Origin of the sequence: Conexibacter sp. SYSU D00693, from assembly GCF_017084525.1 — a bacterium.
In the GTDB taxonomy this organism is placed as follows: domain Bacteria; phylum Actinomycetota; class Thermoleophilia; order Solirubrobacterales; family Solirubrobacteraceae; genus Baekduia.
In genome coordinates, this window is sequence record NZ_CP070950.1 from 696,688 (window position 1) to 713,882 (window position 17,195).

At 75.2% G+C, this 17,195-nt stretch carries 19 protein-coding genes; 11 read left to right on the plus strand and 8 right to left on the minus strand.

What is annotated here, in order from left to right:
- Positions 1-31 precede the first annotated feature (31 nt).
- The 4 genes from hflX (at position 32) to JUB12_RS03530 (ending at position 4,082) form a co-directional block, all read left to right on the plus strand.
- Positions 32-1,360, plus strand: coding sequence for a GTPase HflX (hflX, locus tag JUB12_RS03515; RefSeq protein WP_205698229.1), 1,329 nt, complete (start codon positions 32-34; stop codon positions 1,358-1,360).
- Entirely contained in the window at positions 1,357-1,800 is a 444-nt protein-coding gene (gene dut, locus JUB12_RS03520) for a dUTP diphosphatase (RefSeq protein WP_241004405.1), read from the plus strand. Before hflX ends, dut begins: the two co-directional genes overlap by 4 nt.
- A gap of 84 nt (positions 1,801-1,884) precedes the next feature.
- Complete coding sequence (locus JUB12_RS03525) at positions 1,885-3,282, plus strand: alpha/beta fold hydrolase (RefSeq protein ID WP_241004406.1); 1,398 nt, start codon at positions 1,885-1,887, stop codon at positions 3,280-3,282.
- 101 nt (positions 3,283-3,383) lie between these two features.
- A complete protein-coding gene (locus JUB12_RS03530) occupies positions 3,384-4,082 on the plus strand; it encodes a DUF4097 family beta strand repeat-containing protein (protein WP_205698230.1) in 699 nt (232 codons plus the stop codon).
- A gap of 2 nt (positions 4,083-4,084) precedes the next feature.
- Here JUB12_RS03530 and JUB12_RS03535 read toward each other — a convergent pair whose 3' ends face one another.
- Together JUB12_RS03535 and JUB12_RS03540 are read right to left on the minus strand one after the other, a co-directional pair.
- Positions 4,085-5,107, minus strand: a complete 1,023-nt coding sequence (locus tag JUB12_RS03535; protein ID WP_205698231.1) for a glycine betaine ABC transporter substrate-binding protein — start codon at positions 5,105-5,107, stop codon at positions 4,085-4,087.
- Between the two features lie 36 nt (positions 5,108-5,143).
- On the minus strand, positions 5,144-6,220 hold the full coding sequence (locus JUB12_RS03540; protein WP_205698232.1) for an NAD(P)-dependent oxidoreductase: 1,077 nt from the start codon (positions 6,218-6,220) through the stop codon (positions 5,144-5,146).
- A 43-nt stretch (positions 6,221-6,263) separates the two neighbouring features.
- On the opposite strand from JUB12_RS03540, the gene JUB12_RS03545 reads away from it, so the two are divergent.
- From JUB12_RS03545 to JUB12_RS03560, 4 genes are read left to right on the plus strand one after another with little or no spacing between them, the layout of a single operon-like run.
- Positions 6,264-6,947: a glycosyltransferase family 2 protein gene (locus JUB12_RS03545; protein ID WP_205698233.1), complete on the plus strand. Its 684-nt coding sequence runs from the start codon at positions 6,264-6,266 to the stop codon at positions 6,945-6,947.
- Positions 6,934-7,587: a methyltransferase domain-containing protein gene (locus JUB12_RS03550; RefSeq protein WP_205698234.1), complete on the plus strand. Its 654-nt coding sequence runs from the start codon at positions 6,934-6,936 to the stop codon at positions 7,585-7,587. Before JUB12_RS03545 ends, JUB12_RS03550 begins: the two co-directional genes overlap by 14 nt.
- A complete protein-coding gene (locus JUB12_RS03555) occupies positions 7,584-8,858 on the plus strand; it encodes a molybdopterin-dependent oxidoreductase (RefSeq protein WP_205698235.1) in 1,275 nt (424 codons plus the stop codon). The genes JUB12_RS03550 and JUB12_RS03555 overlap by 4 nt, the downstream gene beginning before the upstream one ends.
- 32 nt (positions 8,859-8,890) lie before the next feature.
- Positions 8,891-9,292 (plus strand): hypothetical protein, encoded by a 402-nt coding sequence (locus tag JUB12_RS03560; protein ID WP_205698236.1) that lies wholly within the window; start codon positions 8,891-8,893, stop codon positions 9,290-9,292.
- On the opposite strand, the gene JUB12_RS03565 is transcribed toward JUB12_RS03560, so the two are convergent.
- Positions 9,254-9,979: a YncE family protein gene (locus JUB12_RS03565; RefSeq protein WP_205698237.1), complete on the minus strand. Its 726-nt coding sequence runs from the start codon at positions 9,977-9,979 to the stop codon at positions 9,254-9,256. The two genes, JUB12_RS03560 and JUB12_RS03565, sit on opposite strands and share 39 nt — an antisense overlap.
- On the opposite strand from JUB12_RS03565, the gene JUB12_RS03570 reads away from it, so the two are divergent.
- Genes JUB12_RS03570 through JUB12_RS03580 form a run of 3 tightly spaced genes read left to right on the plus strand, consistent with a single transcriptional unit; the run spans position 9,967 to position 12,552 of the window.
- Positions 9,967-11,286, plus strand: coding sequence for a hypothetical protein (locus tag JUB12_RS03570; protein WP_205698238.1), 1,320 nt, complete (start codon positions 9,967-9,969; stop codon positions 11,284-11,286). The genes JUB12_RS03565 and JUB12_RS03570 overlap by 13 nt on opposite strands.
- 31 nt (positions 11,287-11,317) lie before the next feature.
- Positions 11,318-12,337: a zinc-binding dehydrogenase gene (locus tag JUB12_RS03575; protein ID WP_205698239.1), complete on the plus strand. Its 1,020-nt coding sequence runs from the start codon at positions 11,318-11,320 to the stop codon at positions 12,335-12,337.
- Positions 12,338-12,357: 20 nt separating this feature from the next.
- Positions 12,358-12,552 (plus strand): hypothetical protein, encoded by a 195-nt coding sequence (locus JUB12_RS03580; RefSeq protein ID WP_205698240.1) that lies wholly within the window; start codon positions 12,358-12,360, stop codon positions 12,550-12,552.
- A 5-nt stretch (positions 12,553-12,557) separates the two neighbouring features.
- On the opposite strand, the gene JUB12_RS03585 is transcribed toward JUB12_RS03580, so the two are convergent.
- The 5 genes from JUB12_RS03585 to JUB12_RS03605 form a co-directional block, all read right to left on the minus strand.
- Positions 12,558-13,340, minus strand: a complete 783-nt coding sequence (locus JUB12_RS03585) for an alpha/beta fold hydrolase (protein ID WP_205698241.1) — start codon at positions 13,338-13,340, stop codon at positions 12,558-12,560.
- A gap of 137 nt (positions 13,341-13,477) precedes the next feature.
- On the minus strand, positions 13,478-14,212 hold the full coding sequence (locus JUB12_RS03590) for a glutamine amidotransferase (RefSeq protein ID WP_241004407.1): 735 nt from the start codon (positions 14,210-14,212) through the stop codon (positions 13,478-13,480).
- A complete protein-coding gene (locus JUB12_RS03595; protein ID WP_205698242.1) occupies positions 14,212-14,961 on the minus strand; it encodes a class I SAM-dependent methyltransferase in 750 nt (249 codons plus the stop codon). Before JUB12_RS03595 ends, JUB12_RS03590 begins: the two co-directional genes overlap by 1 nt.
- A complete protein-coding gene (locus JUB12_RS03600) occupies positions 14,958-16,307 on the minus strand; it encodes a MurT ligase domain-containing protein (RefSeq protein ID WP_205698243.1) in 1,350 nt (449 codons plus the stop codon). Before JUB12_RS03600 ends, JUB12_RS03595 begins: the two co-directional genes overlap by 4 nt.
- Entirely contained in the window at positions 16,304-17,170 is an 867-nt protein-coding gene (locus JUB12_RS03605) for a diacylglycerol kinase family protein (protein WP_241004510.1), read from the minus strand. Before JUB12_RS03605 ends, JUB12_RS03600 begins: the two co-directional genes overlap by 4 nt.
- Between the last annotated feature and the right edge of the window lie 25 nt (positions 17,171-17,195).

Sequence of the window (17,195 nt, forward strand, 5' to 3'; positions counted from 1 at the left end):
CTGCTCCGGCCCCTTCTAGACTGGAGGGTGGATGCAGCAGAAGGGCCGCAACGGCCGCACGGCGGAGACGACGAACGGCACCGCCCCGAGGTCGGGGCGCGCGAAGCAGCGCGCGTTCTGCATCGCGGCGCTGCCCGACGGCGACGACCTGTCCGAGCTGCGCGAGCTGCTGCGCACCGCGGGCGTCGCGGTGGTCGGCCAGAGCGTCCAGCACCGCGAGGCTCCGCACCCGAACACCTACCTCGGTCCCGGCAAGCTCGAGGAGGTCAAGGCGCTGGCCAAGCGCGCGGACGCCAACGTCATCGCCTGCGACGACGAGCTCAGCCCGCGCCAGGAGCGCAACCTCGAGAAGGAGCTCGGGCTGCCCGTCGTGGACCGCACGACGGTGATCCTCGACATCTTCGCCGGCCACGCGAACTCCTCGGAGGGCAAGCTCCAGGTCGAGCTCGCCCAGCTCGAGTACAACCTCGCGCGGATGCGGGGTCTGTGGACCCACCTCGAGCGTCTCGGCGGCGGCATCGGCACCCGAGGCCCGGGCGAGTCCCAGATCGAGACCGACCGCCGCCTCGCGCGCGACCGCATCTCCGCGCTGCGCCGCCGGCTCGAGCACGTGAAGTCCAACCGCTCGGTGATGCGCGCCGAGCGCACGCGCGCGCACCTGCCGCAGGTGGCGCTGGCCGGCTACACGAACGCCGGCAAGTCGACGCTGCTCAACGCGCTGACCGACGCGGAGGTCGGCGTCCGCGACCGGCTCTTCCACACGCTGGACCCGACGACCCGCAAGATGGAGATCGAGGGCCGGCCGTACCTGCTGACCGACACGGTCGGCTTCATCAAGAAGCTCCCGCACCAGCTCGTCCAGGCGTTCGGCGCGACGCTCGAGGAAACGCGCGTGGCCGACCTCGTCCTGCACGTCGTCGACGCCTCGGCACCCGAGGAGGAGCTCGACGACATGCTGCGCGCGGTCGACGACGTGCTCGAGGAGATCGGCGCCGGCGACAACCCGCGGCTGCTCGTCCTCAACAAGGCCGACGCACTCGACGACGAGCAGCGCCACGAGCTGAGCATCCGCCACCGCGACGGCATCCTCGTGAGCGCCCGCACGGGGGAGGGGCTGGACGAGCTGCGCGCCAAGGTCGCCGAGTCCTTCGCCGCCCGCCTGCGCGCGGTCGAGCTCCTGCTGCCGTTCTCCGAGGGCGGCCGGCTGGCCGAGCTGCACGACGTCGCGGGCGACCTGGAGCGCGAGGACACCGCCGAGGGCGTGCGCGTGAGCGCGCTGCTGCCCGTCGAGGTCGCCGAGCGCTTCGAGCGCTGGTCGCTGGCCGCGGCGCGCAACGGCCACGGCCCGCACGCCGAGTGACCGCGGCGCCGCTGCGCGTCCACCGGCTGGACGCGCGGGCCGTCCTGCCCCGGCGCGCCCGGGACGGCGACTTCGGCTACGACCTCTGCGCGCTGGAGGCGGTGGAGCTCGCGCCCGGCGCCCGGGCGCAGGTCCGCACGGGCATCGCCATCGCCCTCCCGCCGGGCCACGCCGGCCTCGTCCTGCCCCGTTCGGGCCTCGCCGCCCGCCACGGCATCGCGCTGGTCAACGCCCCGGGCCTCATCGACGAGGGCTACCGCGGCGAGGTGCAGGTCCTCCTGCTCAACACCGACCGTGACGAGGGCTACGCGATCGCCGCCGGCGACCGCATCGCCCAGCTCGTCCTCGTCGAGCCCGCGACGCCTGAGGTCGAGGAGGTCGACGCGCTCGACGCGACCGCGCGCGGGGCCGGCGGCTTCGGATCCACCGGCTACGGCTGACCAGTCAGATCCACGAAGCGGACCGGGCGGTCTTGTGCGCCCGGCCTGAAGGCGCCGCTCGCGGGGCCGCGGAAGGATGGGCGCATGGAGTCCCAGCGTGCCCTCGCCGGCCTGGCGGCCGTCCTCGCCCTCGCCATCACCGACGCCGCGCAGGCCGCGGCCGCGCCAGGCGTCCGGGTCGCCGGCGGGACGGTGGGCAACGCGCGCATGTGCGGCACCGAGCACGAGGGTGTGCGCACCGTCGCGGCCGGCGCGCCCGCCTCGGCGGTCGTCCCGGGCGCCAAGCGGGCGGCCACGCGGGCGGCGCGGCGGGGCTCGCGCGTGGTCGTCGAGCGCTGCGAGGGCGCCAGCTGGAAGGCGGAGAGGACGGTCGCCCTCGGTGCGCGCCGCCGGGCGCTCACCGTGACGCTCGGCTCGCGCTCGGCCGACCTGCGCATCCGCACCCGGACGCGCGACGGCAGGCTCGGCACGCCCGCCTACGTCCGCGTCGGCGGCGGCGAGGTCGTCGACGTCCCCGTGCAGTTCAAGGTCGTCAACCGCAACACGACCCTCATCCCGTGCCTCGGTGCGCCGGACGGCAGGACCTACACCGTCCGCGGCACGCTCGTGGCGCCCCGCGCCGCCCTCGACGCCAAGGAGCCGGCGGCGACGCTCTACCTCCACGGCCTCGGCTACGGCGGCTGGTTCTTCCGCTTCCAGGACGTCCCGGGCTACGACTACGCCCGCCAGCAGGCCGACGCCGGGCACGCGTCGATCGTCCTCGACCGCCTGGGCAACCCCAACGACGACCAGCTCGCCAACGGCCTGGCCACCTGCTTCTCCTCGCAGGCCGACATGGCCGACCAGGTCATCCGCGCGATGCGCGTGGCCGGGTACGACGCCCCCGACGACGTCCGCACCGGCTTCGACCGCGTCGTCCTGGCCGGGCACTCCGCGGGCGGCTTCATCGCCCAGGTCACGCAGTACTCGTTCGACAGCGCCGACGCGCTGGCCGTCATCGGCTTCACCGACATCCCGTCGCCGCTGACCCTCGCGACCTTCGCGACCGCCGGCGGCGACTGCCTCCTGGCGCCGCAGCGCTCGCACGGCAGGACGGGCGCGCCGAACTACGTCCCGTTCGGCCGCACGGACGCCGACTTCGCCGCGGGCCACTTCTTCGACATCGACCCCGAGGTCCGGCGCATCGCGCTGGCCAAGCACAACCTCGACCCCTGCGGCGACCTGCTCAACGCCCTCCAGGCCCTGCTCTTCGACCAGCTGGGGACCCGCTCGATCAAGGCCCCGGTCCTCGTCGTGTCGGGCGCCGACGACGCGCTCTTCGCGCCGCCGACCAACCGCCTCCAGGCGCTGCTGTCCTACATCCAGGCCGAGAGGACGGAGCTCGTCGAGCTGCCGAGCACCGGCCACGCCGTGACCCTCGGGCGCACCCACGAGCAGTTCCGGCAGGCGATGGACCGCTGGCTGACGGCGGTCGGGGCGTAGCGCCGCAGGCCAGATCGGGCGGGTGGTGCGGCTAGCCGCACCACCCCGATGCGGCTGGCACGCAGCGCCTCGACCGCACGCGTGCGTACCGTGGACCTCGGATGAGCACGCGCCGGATCGTCGCGCTGGCAGCCCTGGGGCTGTCGCTGCTGTGCGGCGTCGCGTTCGCCGCCAGCGCGCTGCTGCGCTCCGAGGCCGAGGCCCGGACGGTGGTGCGCGAGCCGATCCGCAAGCTCGTGGTGCGCGCGGAGGGCGGGGACGTCACGCTGCGCGCCGGGGTCTCGCCGTTCCTCATCGTCGAGCAGCAGGTCACGTGGCTGCTGAGCCGGCCCGAGGTGCGCCAGACGCGCCGGGGCGGCGAGCTCGAGGTCGACGCCACCTGCCCGGCGACCGAGGTCGCGCTGCGCTGCTCGCTGGAGCTCGACGTGCTCGTCCCGTCGACGGTGCAGGAGGTCGTCTTCGAGGGCGACGCGGCGGACGTCGAGCTGCGCGGCCTGCACGGCGTCGTCCGGGCGTCGACGGGGTCGGGCGACCTGCACACCGATCGCCTCGACACGGTCGTCTTCGAGGTGCGCACGGAGTCGGGCGACCTGCACCTCGACCTGGTGGGGGCGCCGACGCGCGTCGTGGCCGACACCGACAGCGGCGACGTCGACGTCGTCCTGCCGTTCGGGACCTACCGCGTGGACGTCGACTCGGGCGACTCGGACCGCGTGACCGGCCTGCTGCGCGACGACCTGGCGCCGCAGCGCATCGACGCGACCAGCGGCAGCGGGCGCGTCACCGTCCGCGCCCGGTAGCCCTACTCGTCGGCGATGTAGCCGGCCTCGACGAGGTACTGGCGCGCCACCTCGGCGGGCCGCTCGTCGTCGAGGTCCACGCGGGAGTTGAGCTCCTGCATGACCTCGGTGGTGAGGCCCTGCTGGACGAGCTGGACCGTGCGCTCGAAGCCCGGGCCGGCGGCGGCGAGCGCCTCGTCGCGCACGAGCAGCGAGACGTTGTAGGGCGGGAGCATGTCGCGGTCGTCCTCGAGGAGGACGAGCGAGTCGGCCTTGATCTGGCCGTCGGTGGTGAAGACGAGGCCGACGTCGCTCTGGCCCGAGCGCAGCACCTCGTGGCGCCGGGAGAGCGGGACCTCCAGGAAGCGCTTGAAGCGCAGGCCGTAGGTCTCGCGCAGGCCCTTGAGGCAGTCGTCGCGCTCGCGGCACTCGTCGCCGCCGGAGAGCGTCAGGCCCGACGCCTTGCCCGCGAGCTGGGAGAGCTTGGTGATGCCGCCGAGCTGCTCCTGCTCCTCCTTGGTGATGGCGAAGCCGTTGGAGTTCGTGAAGGGCGTCGTCGGCAGCGCGGTGATCTGGCGGCGGGCCAGGCACGTGCGGGCCTCGCTGAACGCGGTCGTCTCGCTCTTGGGGACGTCCTCGGCCTCGACGCCGCAGAACGCGGTGAGCGCCGTGCCGGTGTACTCGGGGTACGCGTCGATGTCGCCACGCTCGACGGCCTTGAGCGCCTCCTGCTCGGCGCCGACGTCCAGGCGCGTGCGCACGCGGAAGCCGGCGGCCTGCAGCGCCTGGGAGTAGACCTCGGCGAGGATGAACTCCTCGGTGAAGTCCTTGGAGCCGATCGTGATGACCGGCTTGCCGGTGTTCGCGGCGTCGTGCTTGATCGCCCCGGAGCCGGCAGCACCGCCGCCGGAGCCGCCGGAGTCCTCGCCGTCGTCGCCCCCGCACGCGCCGATCCCCAGGGCCAGCACGCCGGCGCAGGCCAGGGCGCTGATCCGGCGAAGCGGGGAGGCGTTCGGCCCCTCGGTCTGGGCGATGTCGTACTCCATGGGCAAGGACCGCGGACGAGGCGGAGCTGCGGAACTCTACACCGGCCCCCGGGCGGGTCGGCGGAGCTCGGCCGAGGCGAACTCGCGCATCCCCTCCTCCAGGCCGACGGCCGCCGTGAACCCCAGCAGCGCCCGGGCGCGCTCGGCCGAGGCGAAGACGTGGCGGACGTCGCCGCGGCGGAACTCGCCCGTCCCGAGGACCGGCGGCGGCGCGCCGGGGATGGCGTCGGCGAGCGCCTGGGCCATGTCGCCGACGGTCCGCGGCGTGCCGGTCGCGACGTTGACGGCGTCGTGCAGCGGCTCGTCGCGCGTGAGGACCAGGACGTTGGCCCGGGCGACGTCGCGGACGTGGACGAAGTCGCGGCGCTGGGCCGCGTCCTCGAAGACGCGTGGCGCCTCGCCGCGCTCCAGGGCGCTGCGGAAGATCGACGCGACGCCGGCATAGGGCGTGTCGCGCGGCATCCGCGGCCCGTAGACGTTGTGGTAGCGCAGGGCGGTGACGGCGACGCCGTCGACCTCGCGGGCGAAGCTCATGAGCAGGTGCTCCTGGTGGAGCTTCGTGGCCGCGTAGACGTTGCGGGGGTCCAGCGGCGCGTCCTCCGGCACCGGCTCCGGGTGCAGCGCCTCACCGCAGTGCGGGCAGCGCGGCTCGAAGCGCCCGGCCTCGAGGTCCTCGACGGCGCGCGGCCCCGGCCGGACGATCCCGTGCGCCGCGCAGCGGTAGCGACCCTCACCGTAGACGACCATGCTCGAGGCGAGCGCGATCCGTCCCCGGAAGCCCTCGACCGCCAGCGCGCGCAGGAGCTGCGCGGTCGCCAGGTCGTTGTGCGCGACGTAGTCGGCGACGTCGCGCACGTCGGCGCCGAGGCCGACCATCGACGCCTGGTGGCTGACGGCGTCGACGCCCCGCACCGCGGCGCGGGCGACCTCCGGGTCGCGCAGGTCGCCGTGGACGACCTCCGCGCCGGCGGGGATCCCGTCCGGCAGCCCGTCGTGCGCGCTCTCGAGCAGCGCGTCGACGATGCGGACCTCGAAGCCGGCGTCGAGGAGCTGCTCGGCGACGTGCGTGCCGACGAACCCCGCGCCGCCGGTGACCAGCACGCGCCCTGGCATCGGCGATGAACCATAGGCACGCCCGGTGCGCAATGGTCCTCAGATGGTCGACGTCGTGCTTCCCGTGCTGGACGAGGCCGAGGCGCTGCCCTGGGTCCTCGGGCGCATGCCCGACGGCCACCGGGCGATCGTCGCGGACAACGGCTCGAGCGACGGCTCGCCGGAGGTCGCGGCGCGCCACGGCGCGCACGTCGTCCACGCGCCGGTGCGCGGCTTCGGCGCGGCGTGCTGGGCAGGGCTCCAGGCGGCGCGGGCGGACGTCGTGTGCTTCATGGACTGCGACGGGTCGCTGGATCCCCAGGACCTCGGCCTCGTGCTGGAGCCGCTGCTGGCCGGCGAGGCGGACATGGTCCTGGGGGCGCGGATCCCCGAGCGCGGCGCGTGGCCGTGGCACGCGCGCGTCGCCAACCGCGCCCTCGCGCGCGAGCTGCGCCGGCGCAGCGGCATCGCGCTCACCGACCTCGGGCCGATGCGCGCGATGGGCCGCCGCGAGCTGCTCGCCCTGGGCGTCGAGGACCGGCGCTTCGGCTGGCCGCTGGAGATGGTCCTGCGCGCCGCGCGCGACGGTTGGCGGATCGCCGAGCGGCCAGTCCCCTATCGCGCGCGGTCGGGCCGGTCGAAGGTCACGGGGACGCCGCTGGGCACCGCGCGGGCCGTGCGCGACATGCTCGGCGTGCTTCGCGAGGTCGACTTGCGGGCACGCGGAGGGGTGGATGTCCGCGGTTGAGGCGCCGCTGGTGGAGGGAGGCGAGCCGGCGACGTTCTTCGCCGCCGCGCTGGCCGGCGCGCCGCTGCAGGCGCGGATGCCCGACGGGCGCGCGATCCCGGTCCCGGTCGCGCGCTGGACCGGCGCCGTGCAGGACGCCGACGACACGGTCCTCGCGCGCGTCGTCGAGCCGGTCATCGACGTCGGCTGCGGGCCCGGGCGCCACGTGGCCGCGCTCGTCGCGCGCGGGGTCCTCGCGCTGGGCATCGACGCGTCGCGCGTCGCCGTGCGCCACGCCCGCCGTCGCGGCGCGCCGGCGCTGCACCGCGACGTCTTCGGCGCGGTCCCGGCGGCGGGGACGTGGCACACGGCGCTGCTGCTCGACGGCAACATCGGCATCGGCGGCGACCCGGTGCGGCTGCTCGAGCGCCTGGGCGAGCTCCTGTCGCCGAGCGGCCAGGTGCTGGCCGAGGTCGCGGCGCCCGGCACGCCGACGGGGACGGTGGCAGTGCGCCTGGAGTGCGCGGGAGCGCGCAGCGCGCCGCTGCGCTGGGCGACCGTCGCCGTGGACGGCGTGGCCCGGGTCGCGGCGGCCGCCGGGTTGCGCGTCGTGGAGACGGTCCGCGGCGAGGACCGGTTCTTCGTCGCCCTGGCGCGATGAGGCTGGGCCCCGACCCGGATCGCCCACCTCCGGGACCGTTCCGGCCGAGCTTCTGGCGCAGCCCGCTGCGCGGCCCGTGGCTGACCACCGCCATCGGCGTCCTCCTGCTCGCCGGGATGGTCGTCACGGCGGCCACCGGCTTCCTGAGCCACATGGCCTACGAGCCCGACCTGCGGGGCAACGCCATCATCCCCGTCGGGCGCGACCTGCCGTTCACCCTCGGGTGGCCGGCGAGCCCGGACTGGCTCTACGCGGTCACGCAGGGCCTGCACGTGAACGTCGGGCTGGCGACGATCCCGTTCCTGCTGGCCAAGCTGTGGTCGGTCATCCCGCGGCTGTTCGCGTGGCCGCCGGCGCGCTCGCCCGCGCATGCGGTGGAGCGGCTGTCGATCGCGCTGCTCGTGGGCTCCGCGATCTTCCAGCTCGTCACCGGGGTCCTCAACGTCCAGTACTGGTACGCGTTCGACTTCAACTTCGTCGTCGCCCACTACTACGGCGCGGTCGTCTTCGTCGCGTCGCTGGCGATCCACCTCGTCATCAAGCTCCCCGCGATGCGGCGGGCGTGGCGGGTGCACGACGGGCTCAAGCCGCTGCGCGCCCGGCTGGAGGAGACGGAGCCCGAGCCGCTCGAGGCCGAGATGGAGGAGGGGCTGGTCCCGCACGACCCGGCCGCGCCGACGATGACGCGCCGCGGGGTGCTGGCGTTCGCGGGCGCGGGGTCCGTCGCCCTCGTCGGGCTCAACGTCGGCGAGAGCATCGGCGGACCGTTGCGGTCGACCGCCCTGCTGGCGCCGCGGCGGCCGACGGGCGAGGACTTCCCGGTGAACAAGACCTTCCGCGCGTCGCGGATCCCCCGGGCCATGGTGGCCGACACGGCCTGGCGCCTCGAGCTGCGGGGCCCGGGCGGTTCGCGGTCGTTCGCGCGCTCGGAGCTGCTGGGGATGGAGCAGCACACGGCCGAGCTCCCGATCGCGTGCGTCGAGGGCTGGACGACGACGCAGACGTGGACCGGGGTGCGGCTGCGCGACCTCGCGGCGCTGGTCGGCGGCGAGGACTGCGACAGCGTCTACGTCGTCTCGCTGCAGCAGGCGATCCTCGGCGAGGGCTCGCTGGACGGCGACACCGTCCGGGCCGACGACGCCCTCCTGGCGCTCGCGGTCAACGGCCACGCGCTGCCGCTGGACCACGGCTTCCCGGCACGGATCATCGTCCCGGCGCTGCCGGGCGTGCGGCAGACCAAGTGGGTCGCGCGGATGGAGTTCGTCGTCTGATGGCCCTCGTGCGGCGCCGGTACGGCGGGTCCGTGACGCACCTGCTCGCGCACCTCGTGCTGCTGCCGCTGGCGCTGTGGGCGGTGCTGCAGGTGCTCGACTTCCGGGCGGCGTCGAACGTCGTCGCGTGGTTCGTGGCGGGGCTGCTCCTGCACGACCTGCTGGTCCTGCCCGCGTACTCCGTGCTGGACCGGGCGGCGGCGCGGGTGCGGGTGGCGGGCGTGGCGGCGGTCAACCACGTGCGCGTCCCCGCCGGGTTGACGCTCCTGACCGGAGCGGTGTACCTGCCCGCGCTGACGAGCCGGGGGGACGGGGACTTCCGCTACCTCACGGGGGTCGCGCCGGAGGGGTACCTCGGGCGCTGGCTGCTCTTCGTGGCGGGGTTGTGGCTCGTGTCAGCCCTGTGGCTCGCCCTGCGTGTCGCGCGGGCCTAGCTGCTGCGACTGGTCGGTGCCCCGCATGAGGACCGTGCCGTTCCAGGCGTTCATCAGATGGACACCGCGCACGGTCTTGAACCGGCGGCGGACGAAGGGCTGCCCGTGAGCGGGGAGCTGGACGAGCTCGTTGCGCGCGCTCAGGACGACGTAGAGGTCGTGCTCCTTGTTGTCGGCCGCGATGGTGAAGGGCGTGCCGGGGAGCGCCACGCGCCGGGTGAGCCGCAGCTCGGGCTTGGTCTGGAAGACCAGGAGGCCGTTGCCGGTGGCGTCCGTGACGTAGAAGCGGTCCGCCTCGCTGACCAGCTGGGCTGGGCCGACGCCGGCCGGGACGCTCTGGCGCTCGCCGGTGCGCTTGTCGACCACGGTGAGGGTGCGCTTGCGCGTGTCGAGCGTGCCACGCAGACGGCCGTCGCCGGCGTCGGCCTGGTTGGGCCCCAGCGTCGGGTCGGTCGCGGGCGGTCCGTCTTGCTCGACGACCGGCGGCGCGTCCGGGTCGACCTTCCACGCCGGCTCGTAGTGCACGGTCGAGGGGTCGATGACGCCCTTGGGCTCCTCCGTGAGCGGCGGGGCCTTCGCGGGCTGCGCGGGCGGCGGGAGCTCGCTGTCGGGCGCCGACCCGCACCCGGCCAGCGCGCAGGCGGCCAGCACGGCGGTCGTGGGAAGGTGCAGACGTGACCGCCGCATCGACTGCAGGGTCGCACGGCGGCCTGCGCGCGGTCGAGCGTGGGGCGCTGGCGCTGGCCGCGGTCGTCGCCGTCGCGTGGACCGCGGTCGGCCTGCTCGTCGAACGGGCGGGCACGACGCTCGGGACCGCGACGCCGCCGTTCGTCGCCGGCTGGCTGCCGCGCGTGCACGCGCCCGGCTGGCTCGTCGTCGCCGCCGTCGTCTGCGCCCTGGTCGTGTGGTTCGCCCCGGCGGTGCTGCGCTTGCGCGGGTGGCGCTTCGCGATCGTCCTGGGCGCGATCGGCCTGGCGGTCGCGCTGAGCGTCAACGCGCTGCGCTACGGCGACGACGCCTGGTGGGGCGTCCTGAACCCAGAGGGTCGCGAGGGGCGCAACGAGTACCTCGCGGCGCTCGGCGCGCTCGAGCACGGGCCGCGGCTGTTCCTCGACCGCTTCGCCGAGTGGGTGCCGGCGCTGCCGCCGCACGCCGCCGGCCACCCGCCCGGGCTGCTGCTCGTGGTCGAGTGGTTCGGGCTTGGGACCCCGGGCCGGCTGGCGACGCTGGTCCTCGGCGCGGTGGCGGTCCTCGGGCCGCTCACCTGGGTGCTCGCGCGGCGCTGCGGGGTGGGGGAGGAGCGCGCGCGGCTCGCGGGCCTGCTGGCGGCGCTGTCCCCGGCGACGGTGCTGTTCGGTGCGACGTCGGCGGACGCGCTGTTCGCCGCGCTGGGGCTCGTCGCGGCCATCGGGCTCGTCGGTCGTGGTTGGCCGTCGCGGGCGGTGGGGGCCGTGGCGCTCGCCGTCGCCGGCCTCTTCGCCTGGTCGCTGCTGGCCATCGCGGCGTGGGCGGCGTGCTTCGTCTGGCGCCGGGACGGACTGCGTCGCGCGGTCGTGGTCGGCATGTCCTGCGCCGTCGCCTTCGCCGGCCTCAACCTCCTCCTCGCGGGCGCCGCCGGCTACGACCCGATCGGCGCCTTCCACGCCACCGAGGACGCGTACCGCGACTCGCTCGCGCGGGTGCGGCCGTACTGGTTCTGGTGGCTCGGCTCGCCCGTGGCGTGGGCGGTCGTCACGGGCCCCGTGGTCGTCGGCGGGCTCATCGTCGCCGCGCTCCGGGGCCACCGCACGGCGTTCGCCATCGGCGCCGTCCTCGTCATCGCCTCGGTCGCCGGGTTCACCAAGGCGGAGACCGAGCGGATCTGGCTGCCCTTCACGCCGCTGGCCTGCGTCGCGGCGGCGACGGTCCTTCCGCCGGGACGGGCGCGGCTGTGGTCCGCGGCGCTGGTCGCGGAGGTGCTTGCGGTGCAGGTCCTGTTCGAGACGCTCTGGTGACCGCCTATGACGTTCGTCATACTGGCGCGCCATGCGCTCGCTCGTCCTCGACGCCCCCGGCCAGGTCTCGTGGTACGAGGCCCCGGAGCCCGACCTCCTCGAGCCCACCGACGCGCTCGTCCGCCCGCTCGCGGTCGCGCTCTGCGACCTCGACGGGCCGATCGTCCAGGGTCGCACGCCCTTCCCGCCGCCGATCCACCTCGGCCACGAGGCGGTGGCGCGCGTCGAGGCCGCCGGGCCGGCGGTCGAGCGCTTCGCCGTGGGTGACGTCGTCTGCGTGCCGTTCCAGATCTCGTGCGGCACGTGCGACCGGTGCGCGCGCGGCCTCACCGGCTCGTGTCGCAGCACCCGCGGGACCTCGATGTACGGCTTCGGCGCGGCGGGCGGCGCCTGGGGCGGGATGCTCAGCGACCTCGCGCGCGTCCCCTGGGCCGACCACATGCTCGTCCGCGTGCCCGACGGCGTCGACCCGGTCAGCGTCGCGAGCGTCGCCGACAACGTCCCGGACGGCTGGCGCACCGTCGCACCGGCCCTGCGTGCCCGCCCGGGCGCCGACGTCCTCGTCCTCGGCGGCGGCGCCCCGTCGGTCGGGCTCTACGCCGTCGCCGCCGCTCGCGCGCTGGGCGCGGGCACCATCGACTACCTCGACACCGACCCCCACCGGCTCGCGATCGCGTCCGACCTCAGGGCCAACCCCGTCGAGGGCGAGGTCCCCGAACGCGCCGAGCGCACGTACCCGATCACCGTCGATGCCGGTTCGTCGCGGTCGAGCGTCGCCTGCGCGCTGCGTTCGACCTCGGAGGCCGGGACCTGCACGAGCGTCGGGATCGTCTTCGGCGACGCCGAGGTCCCGCTGCTGGACATGTACCTGCGCGGCGTGACCTTCCACATCGGCCGCGCCCACGCGCGGGCCTCCATGGAGGACGTCCTGGCGCTCGTCGGCACCGGCGACCTGCGTCCCGAGCTCGTCACCGACAGCGTGCGCCCGTGGGAGGAGGCCCCGGACGTCGTCGTGGAGGAGGGACACACGAAGGTCGTGCTCGCGCGCTGACCTGCGGGTAGCCGTTGGCCATGAGCGATCCCACAGACGCCGCTCAGGCCGCGGTCCCGCCGCCGCCCAGCCTTCCCGAGACCGAGAGCCCACGGGCCGAGGAGGTGCTCGCCGACGTGCCGTCCAAGGAGGACGTCGTCGAGCGCGCCAAGCCGGCGCAGGAGGTCGTCGCCGAACAGCCCAGCAGGGAGGAGCTGCTCGGCGAGCGGACCTGAGCCGGCTAGGCGTCGAGGAAGGGCGCGATGACCGCCGGCAGGGCGGGGGAGAGCGTGATGTCGTAGTGCGTCGTGCCCGGCAGGACCGCCAGCTGGGCGTCGGGCCGGGCCGAGCCGTCGACACCGGCGTCGCGCAGCCCGCCGCCGAGCAGGCCGAAGACCTCGACGACGTGCTCGGGCCGGATCGAGTCGGCGTCCGCGAAGACCAGCAGCGGTCGCGCGGTGATCCGGCTCGCTTCGCCCGTCCAGTCGAAGTCCTCCTTCACCGCCGCCGCGGTCTTGAGGACCATCGCGTCGAAGCCGTCCGGATCCGGTGCGACCGCGGAGAAGAGCTCGAACAGCGGGCTCTGGCGGAGCATCGGCGCCATCTCGGGGCCCATGGCGTCCATCGTCGAGAGCACGTCGGCGTGGTTGCCGGCCCGCCTCCACGCCACCGAGACGAGCACGAGGCGCCGGACGGCGTCCGGGTGCTGGATCGCCAGGCGCAGCGCCGCCTTGCCGCCCATCGAGTAGCCGGCGACGTCGACCTGCTGCAACCCGAGCTCGCTGATGAGGGCGGCGAGGTCGTCGGCCCACGCCTGCGCCGAGAACGGGCCGTCGGGCATCGTGCTCCCGCCGTGCCCGGGCAGGTCCGCCGCGATGACCCGGCGCGTCGCGGCCAGCGCCGGCAGCAGCGGCCCGAGCGTCTCGACGCACCCCATGCCGCCGTGGAGGAGCAGCAGCGGCGTGCCGCCGGCGCCCTGGTCCTCGAAGCGGATGGTGCGGCCGGCGATGGTGGCGTGGGGCATGGGGGAGATCCTCTCGGTCGTGGTGCGGCGGGTGTCGCAGCACTAGGACGACGCGCGGGCGGGAACTCATCGGTCCGCGCCTGGAGGTGTGACCGCTGCGGCATCCAGGAGATGCTCGAGCGGTCCCACCTCGGCCCTCAGACCCCCGCCGCCCGCCGCGCCGCGGCGTGCGCGGCGTCCTCGAGCGCATCGTCGAGCGGCGGGAGCTCGTCCAGGCCGAGCGCGCGGGCGACGAGCCAGTCGGCGAACCAGGCGTTCTTCGGCAGGAGGGGGCCGTGGAGGTAGGTGCCGATGACGTTGCCGCGGACGACGCCCTCGAAGCCGGACTGGCCGTCGTTGCCGTGGCCCTTGAGGACGCGGCCCAGCGGCTGTTCGGCGGCGCCCAGCCGCGTCCGGCCGCCGTGGTTCTCGAAGCCGGCGAGGACGCGACGACCGCCGATGCCCGCGGCCTCGGGGAGGTCGACCTCGATGGCGACGTTGCCGATGAGCCGCGGGCCGTCGCCGCGGACCGTGTGGAGGTCGACGAGGCCCACGCCCGGGACCCGCTCGTCGCCGAGCTCGTAGGAGTCCCCCAGCAGCTGCAGCCCGCCGCACACCGCGAGCATCACCGCGCCCCGGTCGACTGCCGCGTGCACGGCATCGCGCTTGGCCTCGGCGAGGTCGTGGGCGCAGAGGCGCTGGTCGCGGTCCTGGCCGCCGCCGAGGTAGAGGAGGTCGGCGTCCTGCGCGACCGGGTCGCCGATCCCGGCGCCGACGAGCTCGAAGCCGATGTCGCGCCACGCACACCGACGCTCGAGCAGGAGCAGGTTGCCCCGGTCGGCGTAGATGTTCATGAGCTCCGGGTACAGCGCGCAGACCTTCAGCGTCGGCATCAGCGGGCCTCCAGCAAGACGACGGTGGAGCCGACGTACTCGTCGGTCTGCGGGATGCTGCGCGGCGGGAGTCCGCGCCAGCCGCCGAGCGCCTCGGCCTCGTCGACGAGCTCGTCCCAGGCGACGCGGTGCAGCCGGACGACGTCGTCGCTGACCACGCGCTCGCCGTCGCGCCGGACGACCTCGCGCAGCCGGTGGATGGCCGCGCGGTCGCCCTCGTCGACCACGGCGAGCGGCCGGCTGGACCAGACGACGCCGTCGATCTCGGCCATGTCGGGCAGCGGGGGACGGTCGACCTCCGCGTCGAAGCTCTCGAGCGCGTCGGCCAGCGCGACCGCCAGGACGCCGCCGCCGACGAGGTGCTCCCGGGCGCAGCGCAGGAAGTCCGCCCGCGCGTCCGCGCCCCCGAGCAGCTGCAGCGTCTGCATCGGCACGAGCACGAGCCGGAACGCCCGCCCCAGCGCGAAGGACCGGGCGTCGGCGCAGACCGCCTCGACCGGGACGCCCGCGCCCACCGCCCGCGAGCGCAGGGCGCCCAGCAGCTCGTCGTCGACATCGAGCGCGACGACCTCGACGCCGCGCTGCGCGAGGTCGAGCGTGACGCGCCCCGTCCCGGCACCGACGTCGAGCACCGGTCCCGCGCCGCCGTGCTCGTCCACGAGCGCCCGCCACAGCGCGAGGTCCTCGACGTAGCCCCCGCACTCGAGGTCGTGCCAGCGCACGGCCTCCGGCACCTCGGCGCCCGTCACGTGAACTGCCCCCGCACGACGCCGCGCGACGCCAGCAGCTCGCGCAGCTCGAGCATCGCCGTGTAGGTCGGGATCGCGACGAGCCGGCCGGACCCATCCGCCAGCGCGAGGTCGAGCGCCGCGTCGAGCTCGGCCTCCACGACGATCCGGTCCTCCGGCACACCGGCGTACTTCAGCCGCAGCGCGAGCTCCGGCGCGCGCGTGCCGGCACACACCACCCGCCGGACCTTCGGCGCGAGCACCTCGAAGTCGGCGTCCCAGACCCACGAGACGTCCTTGCCGTCCGCCGTGCGGTCGTTGAGCACCGCGAGCAGGTCGTGCTCGCCCTCCTCGAGCACGAGCGTGCGCAGGACCTCGTTGGCGCCCGCCGGGTTCTTCACGAGCAGCAGCAGGACGTCGCGCCCGCCCATCCGCACGCTCTCGGCGCGCCCGAAGGCGGGGGCGACCGCGTGCAGGCCGGCGACGACGTCGTCGAGCGAGGCACCCAGCGACAGGCCCAGCGCCGCGGCGCCCAGCGCGTTGTAGACGTTGTAGAGGCCCGGGAGGGGCAGCGAGACCTCGGCGCGCCCCGCCGGCGTGACGAGCGAGAACCGTGCACCGCGCACGCCGTCGAGCACCACGTCCTGCGCGCTCACCGACGGCACCGGCCGCGTGGCGCCGCAGACGTCGCAGTGGAAGTGGCCGAGGTGGCCGAGGAAGATCGCGTCGTAGCGGTAGGGCGAGCCGCAGGTGCGGCAGTGTTTGGCGTCGGCCGCGTGCTGCATCTGGGCCATCGCCAGCGAGCGGTCCTCGACGCCGAAGAAGACCGCGTCGCGCCCGCGGCCCAGGTCGGCCACGAGCGGGTCGTCGGCGTTGAGGACGAGCTGCGCGCGCGTCGACGCCGCCACGGCGGCCCAGCGGTCGGCGATCGTCTCGAGCTCGCCGTAGCGGTCGAGCTGGTCGCGGAAGAGGTTGGCCAGCAGGATCGCCTTGGGCGCGAGCTCGGGCTCGATGCGGTCCAGCCAGAACTCGTCGACCTCGAACAGGCCGAAGTCGCCGTGCCCACGGGCCGCCAGCAGGGAGCTGGCCACACCCCCGGCCATGTTCGCGCCCTGGCGGTTGTGCACGAGCTCGACGCCGCCGTGCTCGAGGACCGCCGCGACCATCGCGGCGGTCGTCGTCTTGCCGTTCGTGGCGCTGATGACGGCGGTGCCGCGCGAGAGCCCCGAGGCCAGCCGGCCGATGGCGTCGGGCGCGAGACGCAGCAGGACCTTGCCGGGCAGCGACGTCCCTCCGCGTCCCGAGCGCCGCGACAGCGCGCCCGCGCCGCGGGCCACCGCCGCCTTCCACGCCAGCCCGCCGCTCACGCCGGCAGCAGCACCTGGACGGCGCCCGGCAGCGCGCGCACCGTGCACGGCAGCTCGGCGATCGGGTCGCCGTCGGCGTAGACCGTGAACGGCCGGTCGGCGGCGATCGCGACCGTCGCGCCGCGCAGGACCCGGACGGTCGGCAGCTCGACGTGGGTGCCCTTGAACACCCGTGGCAGTCCGCGCAGGAACGTGAGCTTCGAGCTCTCGGTGGTGAGGACGACGTCGAGCATGCCGTCGTCGAGCTCGGCATCGGGCGCGAGGAGCATCCCGCCGCCGTAGGCGCCCGAGTTCGCCGCCGCGACGCTCCAGCCGCGGACCTCCGTGCGGTGCCCGTCCACGTCGACGGTGAAGCGCGCGTGCTTCCAGCCGGCGAGCGCCCGCAGCGCCCCGTAGGCGTAGACGAGCGGGCCGAGCCGGGACGGCGCCTCGTTGGCGATCCGGTTGGCCTCGGAGTCGAAGCCCAGCGACGCGATGCCGATGAAGCGCCGGCCGTCGACCTCGCCGAGGTCGACGGGGCGCGGCGTGCCGTGCACCAGGACGTCGCAGGCGGCGACCGGGTCGCGGGGGATCCCGGTGACCCGCGCGAAGTCGTTGCCGCGCCCGCCGGGCAGGACGCCCATGAGCGCGCCGTCGACGCCCGCCAAGGCGCTGGCGACCGCGCCGACGCAGCCGTCGCCCGACAGCGGGACCGCGACCTCACCGGCCGCCGCCGCCTCGCGCGCCAGGTCGCCGACGTCCTCGAGCCCACCTGTGGTGTCCGTGCGGAACGCGACGCCGAGCTCGCGCAGCCGGGCCTCGACGCCGGGCAGCGCCGCCGCGGCCCGCCCGCCGCCCGCCGACGGGTTGAGGATGAGCCGCACGCGTCGCAAGGGAGCTCCCATCCTG